Below are 10,386 nucleotides of genomic sequence, written 5' to 3'. Positions count from 1 at the left end.
GACCGGCTCCGGCGCGCCCGCTGGCTGGGGCCGCCGCTGCCGTCGCCTCCGCCATCACCTCGGCGGTGTGGGTGCCCGGGGCCACCGTCGGTCCCTGCACCGCGCCGGGTGTGGCCGACAGGTCGATGAGGGTGCCGGCGTGACGGATGGGGCCCACCTCCGGATCGTCGACCTCCACGACGCACCCGTCGGTCCGGTACGCCTCGTCGGCCAGGGCCTCCGCCGGCGAGCGCACCAGGGCCACACCCATGTTGGCCTTCTCGCCGGCGGCCACCCACTCGGCGGCGGGGAACTTGGCGAACGCCTCGGCCAGCAGCGGGTGCAGGAAGATCCCGGACAGGAGCCCGTCGGGCTCCATCGAGAGGCGGTCGGGGTCGTCGCGGTACCTGGTGTCGAGCGGGGCGGGGTCGAGCTGTTCCCCCGCCGCCGCGGCCAGCACCCAGCTCGGCCGCACCGTCCAGTGGTGCACCCAGCGCCCGTCGGCGCACTCGTACAGGCCCTCGATGGACCGCGAGTCGATCGGCCACATCCAGTACACCGGGGCGTCGGGTTTCTCCACCCGCTGCCAGTTGAGGCCCACGGCCGCCAGCGCCCCCTGGAGGAGCGAGGTCTCGACCCACTGGCCCCGGCCGCTCACCGCCCGTACCCGCATGGCGGCGGCGATCCCGAGCGAGGCCAGATAGGCGGCGCCCAGGCTGGGCCACGTCGAGCGGGGGAAGACGGGACCGTCCCGGTCCGCCCCCCGAACGAGCCCGTCGGGCTTGCCGAACTCCGGATGGGGACCGGTCCGCCCGCCGATGTACTCCATGGCCGTTCCCCTCCGGCCCCGCTGGTCGTGCAGCAGGCCGGTGCGGGCGGCAACGAGGGCGTCGTACCCGGGCCGGCCCGAGTGGCGGTTGCCCCGCCCGTACCCGGTGATCGAGCAGTACACCAGGCCGGGATTGTCCCCGTGCAGGGCGCCGAAGTCGATGCCGAGGCGGGCGGTGGTGCCGGGGGGGAACGACTCGACGACGATGTCGGCGCCGCGGGCCAGGGCCAGGAACGCGGCCCGGCCCTCGTGGGAGCGGAGGTCGACTGTGGCCCGGCGCTGGCCCCGGTGCCACACCCGGTCCCCGGACTGGGGGCCGAAGGGCGGGCCCCCGGGCCGCTCGATGCGTGTGACCTCGGCCCCGTTGTCGGCCAGGAGCATCGCGGTCATCGGCCCGGCCGTCCCCCACGACAGGTCGAGGACGCGCAGACCGTCGTAGACCCCGGGCACGCGACTGTCCTTACGGGCGGGGCGCGCTAGAGGTTCCAGACCCGGGCGGCGTTCCCGCTGAGCATGAGCTCGCGCTCGTCGGCGGGCACGCCGGCGAACTGCTCGTCGACGACCTGGCGCGAGTTCGGCCAGCTGGTCACCGGATGGGGGTAGTCGGTCGACCACAGCAGGTTCTCCACCCCGAGGCGATGGCGCAGCAGCTGCACGCCGTCGGGCTCCTCGATGAACGTGAGGTGCACGTTGCGGTGGAAGTAGTAGCTGGGCAGCTCCTTGATGGCAGGGAAGTCGTAGCCCTGGCGCAGCACCATGTCGTCGACGGTCTGCACCCACCACGACACCCATCCCAGGCCCGGCTCCACGAAGACGACCTTGAGATCCGGGAAGCGCTCGAACACCCCACCCATGATCCACATGCCGAGCGCCTCGGCGGAGGTGAGCGGCGTCATGGGGACCATGATCCCCTTCTGCGGGGTCGGGTCGCGGCGGTTGAGGTCGTCGAGCCCGGTGTTGAGCCCGATGTGACAGCAGATCGGCAGGCCGGTCTCCTGGATCGCTCCGAAGAGCGGCTCGTAGCGCTCGTGGTAGTAGTCGGCCAGGCCGAACTCCGGCGGGAAGACCGGCAGCTGCAGGGAGCGGGCGCCCAGTCCCGCTACCCGGTTCACCTCGGCCACGGCCGCGTCGATGTCGTGGATCGGGATCTGGTAGGTCACGACCAGCCGCTTGGGGTCGGCCTCCGAGAACCAGGTCAGCACGTCGTTGAAGGCGCGGGTGGCCTCGCTGGCCCCCTCTGCCAGGTCGGCCAGGTACCGGAAGGCGCTGACCTCCGAGTAGATGACCTCGGCCTCGACGCCGTCGGCGTCCATGTCCTTGAGGCGCTCGACCGGGTCCCCGTAGCCGGGGCGGGTGAAGGCGGCGTTGCGCCCGCCCACGCCCATCTGCGCCCCCTTGGCGTTGGCCCGTCCCGCCCCCCCGGCGATGCGGGCCTGGAACTTCGCCACCGCCTCGTCGTACGCCGCGTGCAGGCGGCCGGGGAGGTTGGCCTTGATCTGGTCCTGGGACACCTTGACGTGGGAGTCCGCGGAAAGAAGGCGCTCGGGCATACGAGCATCATAGCAACCACTATGGAGAGGGCGTCAAGGGGTCAGCCCGGCGCGACCACTCCCGCCAGCTCGAGCACCCGGTTGGGGGGCAGGTACTGGTCCCAGACGCGTGCGCCGAAGGGGGCCAGGGCGTCGGCCACGGCGTTGCTGACGGTGGCGGGGGCCACCACGGCGCCCGCCTCCCCCACGCCCCGGAAGCCGAGCTCCCCGTCGGGGTCGGTCTCGAGGTGGTCGATCTCGATGACCGGGATCTCGGCCGCCGTCGGCACCAGGTAGTCCATGAAGGTGCCGGCCAGGTACTGGCCCTCCTCGTCGTAGGCGGAGTGCTCGTAGAGCACCTCACCGATGCCCTGGGTCACCCCGCCGCGGATCTGGCCCTCCACGATGGCCGGGTTGATCACCCGTCCGCAGTCCTCCACGACGACGTAGCGCCCGATCCGCACCTGGCCCGTGCCGATGTCGATCTCGACCGTGCAGGCGTGGGTTCCCCCCGACCACCCGCTGCCGGTGATGCCCTCGCCCGTGAAGGTCTCGTGCACCTCGAGCACCGGCTCGGACCCGGGCGGGAGTGATCCCGGCGCCATGTAGGCCTGCTGGGCAATCTGGGCCAGCGGCAGGGACCGTCCCGGCACCCCCCGGGGGACGATCACGCCGTCGGTGATCTCGAGGTCGTCGGCGCTGATCTCCAGCAGCTCGGCGGCTATGCCGAGCACGCGCTCTTTGAGCTTGCGCGTCGACATGAGAACGGCCCCGCTGGCCCACGTGGACGCCCGGCTCCCGCCGGTCCCGATCAGGCTGAACGGGGTGATGTTGGTGTCCCCGTGGAGCACCCTCACGTGGTCGAACGGCACGCCCATCTCGTCCGCCGCCACCTGGGCCAGGGTGGTCTCGTGGCCCTGCCCGTGCGGGGACTGGGCGGTGACGACGACGAGGTGGCCGTCGGCCTCCAGCCTGACCTTGGCCCGCTCGCCGCCGAACATCCCGCCGCCCATCCGCATCTCGGGCGGCCCCGGCGCCGCCTCGATGAAGGTGGCAAAGCCGATCCCCAGGCACCGTCCCTCCTTGCGGGCGTCGGCCTGCTCCTTGCGGAAGGCGTCGTAGCCGATCATCTCGAGGGCCCGGTCCAGCGACTGGCGCGACGACACTCCCGCCAGGCTGAGGCCGGTGATAAGCCGGTCGTCGGGGTCCCCGTCGACCATGTTGCGCCTGCGCACCTCGGCGGGGTCGATACCCAGCTCCGCCGCCACGATGTCGAGCAGGCGCTCGCGCACCCACGTCTCCATCTCCCACGGGCCCCGGTAGGCGACGTACCAGCACTTGTTGGTGCACACCACCTTGACGTCGAAGGTGTAGCCCTCGAGGCGGTAGGGGCCGGGGAGGAGCATCTGCATCAGGCCGGTGAACATGGCGCTGGGGAACGGCACCGCCGGGTAGGCCCCCTGGTCCATGAGCATGTGGGCCCGTATCCCCAGCAGCGTGCCGTCGGACTTGACCGCCGCCTCGACCTCCATCATCTCCTCGCGAGCCTGGCCCGAGGCCAGGAGGTGCTCGTTGCGGTCCTCGATCCACTTGACCGGCGCACCCACGGCGCGGCTGGCGGCGGCCACCGCCAGCTCCTCCCGCGACACGAATCCCTTGAGGCCGAACGCCCCACCGATGTCGCGGGCCAGCACCCGCACCCGCTCCAGGGGCAGCCGGAGGGTGGCCGCCAGCACCATGCGCAGACCGTGGGGCCCCTGGGTGGCGGCGTGGTAGGTGAGCTCACCCGAGCCCGAGTCGTAATCGGCCACGGCGCCGCGTGTCTCCATCGGCACGTTGGCCACCCGGTGCTGGCGGAGGGTGGCCGAGACCACCCGGTCAGCACGGGAGAAGGCGCCGTCGGGGTCCCCGAAGGAGGCCTCCGACCGGAACACGACGTTGTCCCCGTGCTCGTCGAACACCGTCGGGCTGGAGGGGTCGAGGGCGGCCTCGTAGGTGGCGACCGCCGGCAGGGGGTCGTAGTCCACCTCGATCAGCTCGCACGCGTCCTCGGCCTGGTAGCGGCTCTCCGCCACCACCATGGCCACCGGGTCCCCCACGAAGCGGACCTTGTCGGTCGGCAGGGCATGGAAGGTCGGCACCTTGGTCCCCATGGCCATGGCCACCTCGATGGGCGCGGTCATCCCGGCCATCTCCGCTCCGGTGAACACGCCCACCACACCGGGTGCTTGCCGGGCAGCGGAGGTGTCGATGGACGCGATGACGGCGTGAGCCACCGGGCTGCGCAGGAAGGCGGCGTGCAGCATGTGGGGGAGCTTGAGGTCGTCGACGTAGTGACCCCGCCCGGTCAGGATGCGGCGGTCCTCGACCCGTTCGACCTTGGCGCCGACAAATCTCATTTCGCCCCCCTCTTCTCGGCCAGCAGCTCGGCGGCCAGCCGCACCCCGTCGACGATCGACTGGTAGCCGGTGCAGCGGCACAGGTTCCCGGACAGCTCGTGGCGCAGGTGCTCCTCGTCGAGCGGGCCATCCTCCTCGAGGAGGGCCAGGGTGCTCATCACGAAACCCGGCGTGCAGAACCCGCACTGGAAGCTGAAGCTGCGGCGGAAGGCCTCCTGCAGCGGGTGCAGCTCCCCGTTCTCCTCCAGCCCCTCGATCGTCGTGATCTCGGCCCCGCGCGCCTGCACGGCGAGCATCAGGCACGAGCGCACGGGCGCGCCGTCGATGATGACGGTGCAGGCGCCGCACACGCCGTGTTCACAGCCGACGTGGGTGCCCGTCAGCTCCAGGTCCTCCCGGAGGAAATCGACCAGGGTGCGGCGGGGCTCGGCCAGGCCCTGACGCTCCCGGCCGTTGACGGTGAGGGTGACGATCTCGGCGCTCACTTGGCTCCCTTCGCCCGGTCGAATGCCTGGGCCAGCGCCCGCTGGGCCAGAACGGCGGCGAGGTGGCGGCGGTAGGCCGGGGAACCGTGCAGGTCCCCGGGTGGATCCAGCTGGGAGGCGGCCTCCCGGCCCGCCTGCTCCCACAGCTCCGCCGACGGGGACGCCCCGGCCAGCACCGCCTCGGCCCCGTCGGCCCGGACCGGCGTGCCGGCCACCCCCGAGAACGCCAGCCGGCCGTGGTCGACGCGGCCGTCGCCGCTGAGGGCCAGCCCGCAGGCCACCCCGACCACGCCGAAGTCCCCGCTGCGCCGGCTGAACTCCTGGAACGACGAGCCCACCCGGGCGGGCCCGGCCGGCAGGCGCACCGCGGTCAGCAGCTCGTCGGGCTCCAGGGTGGTGGTGAGGAAGCCGGCGAACAGGTCGCGGGCGGCGACGGTGCGCGCCCCCCGCCGGCTGGTGGCGACCACCTCCCCGTCGAGGGCCAGCAGCACCGCCGGCAGCTCCGCCGCCGGGTCGGCGTGGGCCACGCTGCCCCCAATGGTTCCCCGGCTGCGGATGGCGGCGTGGCCGACCAGGCCGAGGGCCTCTATCACCAGCGGGGCCTCGGTCCGCACGGCGGCCGAGCGCTCGGCGGCGCGGTGGCGCACCATGGCGCCGAGCTCGAGGCCGGACCCGTCGGAGATGGTGGCCAGCTCGGCCACCGGGTTGATGTCCACGAGGATCCCCGGCCGGGCCAGGCGCAGGCTGAGCAGCGGCAGCAGGCTCTGCCCGCCGGCCAGCACCTTGGCCTCGTCACCGTGCTCGGCCAGGAGATCGACGGCCTCCTCCACCGAGTGGGCGGCCGAGTACTCGAACGGCGGTGGCTTCAAACGAACCCCCTTGGCGCTACGGCGGCTGAGGCGTAGGCCACCGCGTCGCATTGTGTCAGGCTCCGTCGTGCGCCGGCTGCTGCCGACCCCTTCGGACCAAGTGGACCTGCTCGAGGCCTATGCGTCCCCGGATCCCGGGTCGGGCCGCCCGTTCGTCCGCTGCAACATGATCTCGAGCATCGACGGCGCCATAGCCGTCGACGGGCGCTCGGGAAGGCTGGGCGGGCCACCCGACCGCCAGGTCTTCGCCGCCCTGCGGTCCCTGGCCGACGTGATCCTGGTCGGGGCCGGAACGGTGCGGGCCGAGGGCTACGGGCCGGCCCGGATCCCCCCTGCCCTGCGCGCCGCCCGCGAAGCCCGCGGCCAACCCGCCGTGCCGCCGATCGCCGTCGTGACCCGCTCCGCCAACCTCGACTGGTCGGCGCCCTTCTTCACCGAGGCGGAGGCCCGTCCCCTGCTCGTCACGTCCGCCGAGGGGGCCCGCCGGGCGCAGCACCGGGTGCCCGACGTCGTCGACTTCCTCGTCGCCGGGGACGAGCGGGTCGAGCTGCCCGGCGCCGTAGCCGCCCTGCACGGCCAGGGCCGGCGCCACGTGCTCTGCGAGGGAGGCCCGGCCCTCAACGCCGAGCTGGCCCACGAGGGCCTGCTCGACGAGCTCTGCCTCACCATGGCGCCCCGCCTGGTCGGCGGCACGGGGCCACGCGTGCTGGCCGGGGACGAGCTGCGCCCGCCCGTCGGGCTGGAGGTGGTCCAGCTGCTCGAGCAGGACGGCTTCCTCTTCTACCGGCTCAGGATCCCGCCCCGGTCGTAGCGCCGATGGCGTCACCGGACGCCGGGTCGAACAGGAGCAGGCGCTCGGTGTCGACGGTCAGCACCGCCCGCTCGCCCGGGCGGACGGGGCTGGTCACGTCGACCCGGGCGGTGGCGGCGGTGAAGGCCGCCCCCCCGATCTCCCCCTGGGCCAGGAGGCCGGGGTCCTCCCCGTCGTCGGTGGTCGCCGCGGTGCCCGCCGTGTGCAGCCGGGCACCCTCGACGCGGAAGTGGACCAGCTTCTCGGAGCCGAGCGACTCCACCAGCTCGACCTGGCCCTCGAGGCTGTGGCCGGGGTGGGGCGCCGGCCCGGGCGGGGCGTCGGAGAGGTGCTCGGGGCGGATCCCGACCACCACCTCCCGGCCGGCTCGAGCCGACAGGGCGGGATGGTGAGCGAGGGAGCCGGGCAGGGCCAGGACCTGCGGTCCGATCCGCACCGACCCCCCGTCCGGGTCGAGGACGGCCTCGTAGAGGTTCATGGCCGGGGAGCCGATGAAGGCGGCCACGAAGATGTTGGCGGGGCGGTCGTACACCGTCTGGGGGGCGTCGCACTGCTGGAGGCGTCCGCTGCGCAGCACCGCCACCCGGTCCCCCAGGGTCATCGCCTCGGTCTGGTCGTGGGTGACGTAGAGGGTGGCGACGCCGAGGCGCCGCTGGACCCGGGACACCTCGGCGCGCATCTGGACGCGCAGCTTGGCGTCGAGGTTCGAGAGCGGCTCGTCCATGAGGAAGGCGGCCGGTTCGCGCACGATGGCCCGGCCCATGGCCACCCGCTGGCGCTGGCCGCCGGAGAGCTGGGCGGGCTTGCGCGCCAACAGCTCGGTCAGGCCGAGCACGCGCGCCGCGTCCTCCACCCGGGCCCGGACCTGGTCCCGGGGCAGCTTCCGGAGCCGGAGGGAGAAGCCGATGTTGTCGGCCACGGTCATGTGCGGGTACAGGGCGTAGTTCTGGAAGACCATCGCCAGGTCACGGTCGCGGGGCGGAAGCTCGTTGACGGCGCGGTCCCCGATGCGCACCACCCCGGAGGTGATCGTCTCCAGCCCGGCCACCATGCGCAGGACAGTGGTCTTCCCGCATCCCGACGGTCCCACCAGGACCATGAGCTCTCCCTGGGGGACCTCGAGGGTGAGGTCGGAAACCGCCGGCGTGCCGTTGGGGTAGACCTTGCTCACCGCCTCGAGGCGGATCTCGCTCACCGGTAGGCCCCGGCGGTGAGCCCGCTCACGATGCGCCGCTGGGCCACCAGCACCAGCGCGGCGATCGGGATGGTGATGATCACCACGGCGGCGTCGATCCGGTTGTAGAAGACCTGGAACTGGCTCTGGCCGAAGTCGACGATGGCCACTGGCGCGGTGAAGTGGGAGGGGTTCTCGAGGAACGACACCGCAAAGGCGAAGTCGTTCCACGCCAGGATGAACGACAGGATGGCGGCGGTGAACACTCCCGGGGCGGCCACCGGCACGACGATGCGCCACAGCGCCTGGAGGCGGGTGGCCCCGTCGACCTGGGCCGCCTCCTCCAGCTCGGCAGGCAGCTGGGAGAAGAACCCCCGGAGGAGCCAGATGGCGATGGGCAGCGTGTACACGAGGTAGGTGACGACCAGGGGCCAGATGTTGTCGAGGAACCCCAGCTTCCGGTACAGCAGGAACAGCGGCCCGACCATGGCCAGCACCGGGAAGAAGCCGACCAGCAGGATGAACGCGAGCATGGCCCCCGAGCCCCGCATCCGCAGGCGGGCCAGGGCGTAGCCGGCCATCGACCCGAACACGACCGAGACCACCGTGGTGGCCAGCGCCACCACGGCGCTGTTCACCAGCGGGCGGAGGAAGTGCTGCTGGGTGAAGTCGTCGACGTAGTTGGAGAAGGTCACGTGCGACGGCAGGATCCCGTTGACCCCGGCCGCCACTCCGGCGTTGGTCTCCAGCGACGTGCGCAGGATCCAGTAGAAGGGGAACAGGGCCACGAGGACGGCCACGGCCACGGCCAGATAGAAGGCGGCCCGCCTCATCGGGTCGGCGTCACGTGTTCGGCCGCATCAGGCGGACGTATCCGCCCGCGATCACCAGGGACATCGCGACGAGGGCGACGGCCACCGCTCCGCCGTACCCGAAGTCGGTGTCGACGAGGAAGGTGTGCCAGTCGAGATAGGACAGCGTCTCGGTCGAGGTGCCCGGTCCCCCGCCCGTCATGATGTACACCACGTCGAAGACGAGGAACGCCGACAGGGTGCGGAAGATGAGGGCCACCATCAGCGCCGGCCGGAGCAGGGGCAGGGTCATGCGCCGGAAGGCCTGCCAGGCGCTGGCCCCGTCGATCCGGGCCGCCTCGTAGACGTCGGTGGGGATGACCTGCAGCCCCGCCAGCAGGATGATGGCGATGAACGGGACGTTCTTCCACGCGTCGGCCACCAGGACGGCCGCCCACGACGTCCATTCCCCGGCCAGCCAGGTGGTGGACGACCCCGGCAGGTGGGCCAGCCCCAGCAGGTAGTCCACGAAGCCCGTCCGGGGGTCGAACATGGTCTTCCACAGCGTGGCCGACACCACGGTGGGCACGGCCCAGGGCACCAGCACCGCCACCCGCAGGAGGCCCCGGCCCCGGAAGGCGCGGTGCAGCATCAGGGCCAGGCCCAGGCCGAGGACCGTCTCGACCAGCACCGACACGGCGGTGAAGGCGGCCGTGCGCTCCAGCGCCCCGGCAAAGCCGGCGTGGAGCAGCTGGCGGTAGTTCGACGCCCCGGCCCACTGCCCCGACGCCCCCGCCTGGCTGAGGTTGACGTGGTGGAAGGAGTTCCACAGGTTGTACAGCAGGGGGTAGGCGGTGACCGCCAGCAGCGCCAGCAGCGCCGGCGCCACGAGGGCGTAGCCCAGGCGCCGGTCCCCGGCCCGCACGGCTAGCCGGCCAGTGGCTTCACGGTCGCCGCCGTCCGGGAGAGGGCGGCGGCCGGCTGGGTCTGGTTGGAGAACACCGACGAGAGCATGTCCTGCAGGTCCGAGGAGATCTGCAGGTAGCCGGCGCTGACCGGCCGGGGCTGGGCGTGGGTGTTGAGGTCCTTGACCGCCTGGAAGTACGGCGCCTTGGCGTACAGGTCGGCGGTGTAGGCGGTTGGTGACGCGGGCGGGTCACCCGTGGCCTCGGCCCGCGTGATCTGGGCGGCGTCGGTCGTGAGGTACTGGATCAGCTTCCATGCCGCCGCCACGTGGGTGGTGCGGGCGTTGATCGCCAGCATCTCGCCACCGAGGGCCGATCCGGGGGTCCCCCCCGGCCCGGCCGGGAAGGGGATGTAGCCGACGTGGCCCTTGGCCGGGCCGCCCTGGGCGGCCACCGAGTTGACGAACGGGTAGTTGATGGCGAAGGCGGCGTTGCCCGACGTGAACTCCTGCTGGACCTGGCCCTCCTGCCAGCCGGTGACCGCCTGGGGCGCGATGTGGTTGGTGTACACGGCGTCGTGCAGCCACTGCAGGGCCTGACGGTTGGCGGCGGTGT

10 protein-coding genes are annotated in these 10,386 nt (G+C 72.5%); 1 reads left to right on the top strand and 9 read right to left on the bottom strand.

Going from position 1 to position 10,386, the window contains the following annotated elements; translation table 11 throughout:
• The 5 genes from VFW24_11920 to VFW24_11900 form a co-directional block, all read right to left on the bottom strand.
• Positions 1-1,258 (bottom strand): CoA transferase (locus VFW24_11920; GenBank protein ID HEX5267470.1); only part of this gene is annotated, 1,258 nt, incomplete at its 3' end.
• Between the two features lie 26 nt (positions 1,259-1,284).
• Positions 1,285-2,358, bottom strand: coding sequence for an amidohydrolase family protein (locus VFW24_11915; GenBank protein ID HEX5267469.1), 1,074 nt, complete (start codon positions 2,356-2,358; stop codon positions 1,285-1,287).
• 41 nt (positions 2,359-2,399) lie between these two features.
• Positions 2,400-4,736 (bottom strand): xanthine dehydrogenase family protein molybdopterin-binding subunit, encoded by a 2,337-nt coding sequence (locus tag VFW24_11910; GenBank protein HEX5267468.1) that lies wholly within the window; start codon positions 4,734-4,736, stop codon positions 2,400-2,402.
• Entirely contained in the window at positions 4,733-5,221 is a 489-nt protein-coding gene (locus tag VFW24_11905; GenBank protein ID HEX5267467.1) for a (2Fe-2S)-binding protein, read from the bottom strand. Before VFW24_11905 ends, VFW24_11910 begins: the two co-directional genes overlap by 4 nt.
• Positions 5,218-6,090, bottom strand: coding sequence for a xanthine dehydrogenase family protein subunit M (locus VFW24_11900; GenBank protein HEX5267466.1), 873 nt, complete (start codon positions 6,088-6,090; stop codon positions 5,218-5,220). Before VFW24_11900 ends, VFW24_11905 begins: the two co-directional genes overlap by 4 nt.
• A 100-nt stretch (positions 6,091-6,190) precedes the next feature.
• Between VFW24_11900 and VFW24_11895 the strand changes: the two genes are divergently transcribed.
• Positions 6,191-6,901, top strand: a complete 711-nt coding sequence (locus tag VFW24_11895) for a pyrimidine reductase family protein (protein ID HEX5267465.1) — start codon at positions 6,191-6,193, stop codon at positions 6,899-6,901.
• Here VFW24_11895 and ugpC read toward each other — a convergent pair.
• The 4 genes from ugpC to VFW24_11875 form a co-directional block, all read right to left on the bottom strand.
• Positions 6,879-8,096: a sn-glycerol-3-phosphate ABC transporter ATP-binding protein UgpC gene (gene ugpC, locus VFW24_11890; GenBank protein ID HEX5267464.1), complete on the bottom strand. Its 1,218-nt coding sequence runs from the start codon at positions 8,094-8,096 to the stop codon at positions 6,879-6,881. The genes VFW24_11895 and ugpC overlap by 23 nt on opposite strands.
• Positions 8,093-8,908 carry a carbohydrate ABC transporter permease gene (locus VFW24_11885; protein HEX5267463.1) on the bottom strand — a complete coding sequence of 272 codons (816 nt, stop codon included), beginning with the start codon at positions 8,906-8,908 and terminating at the stop codon, positions 8,093-8,095. The genes ugpC and VFW24_11885 overlap by 4 nt, the downstream gene beginning before the upstream one ends.
• Positions 8,909-8,918: 10 nt before the next feature.
• Positions 8,919-9,791 (bottom strand): sugar ABC transporter permease, encoded by an 873-nt coding sequence (locus VFW24_11880; GenBank protein HEX5267462.1) that lies wholly within the window; start codon positions 9,789-9,791, stop codon positions 8,919-8,921.
• A gap of 2 nt (positions 9,792-9,793) precedes the next feature.
• Positions 9,794-10,386, bottom strand: a 593-nt coding sequence (locus tag VFW24_11875) for an extracellular solute-binding protein (protein HEX5267461.1), incomplete at its 5' end; no start/stop codon positions are given.

The sequence above is a fragment of the Acidimicrobiales bacterium genome (assembly GCA_036273495.1).
In the GTDB taxonomy this organism is placed as follows: Bacteria; Actinomycetota; Acidimicrobiia; order Acidimicrobiales; family JAJPHE01; genus DASSEU01.
The sequence above is the reverse complement of the archived record's forward strand: the minus strand, read 5'-3'. Positions and strand labels throughout refer to the sequence as shown.

Bases quoted from the DNA above. Each gene is read 5' to 3' on its own strand.
- VFW24_11915 (HEX5267469.1), bottom strand. From the start codon at position 2,358: ATGCCCGAGCGCCTTCTTTCCGCGGACTCCCACGTCAAGGTGTCCCAG.
- VFW24_11910 (HEX5267468.1), bottom strand. From the start codon at position 4,736: ATGAGATTTGTCGGCGCCAAGGTCGAACGGGTCGAGGACCGCCGCATC.
- VFW24_11885 (HEX5267463.1), bottom strand. From the start codon at position 8,908: ATGAGGCGGGCCGCCTTCTATCTGGCCGTGGCCGTGGCCGTCCTCGTG.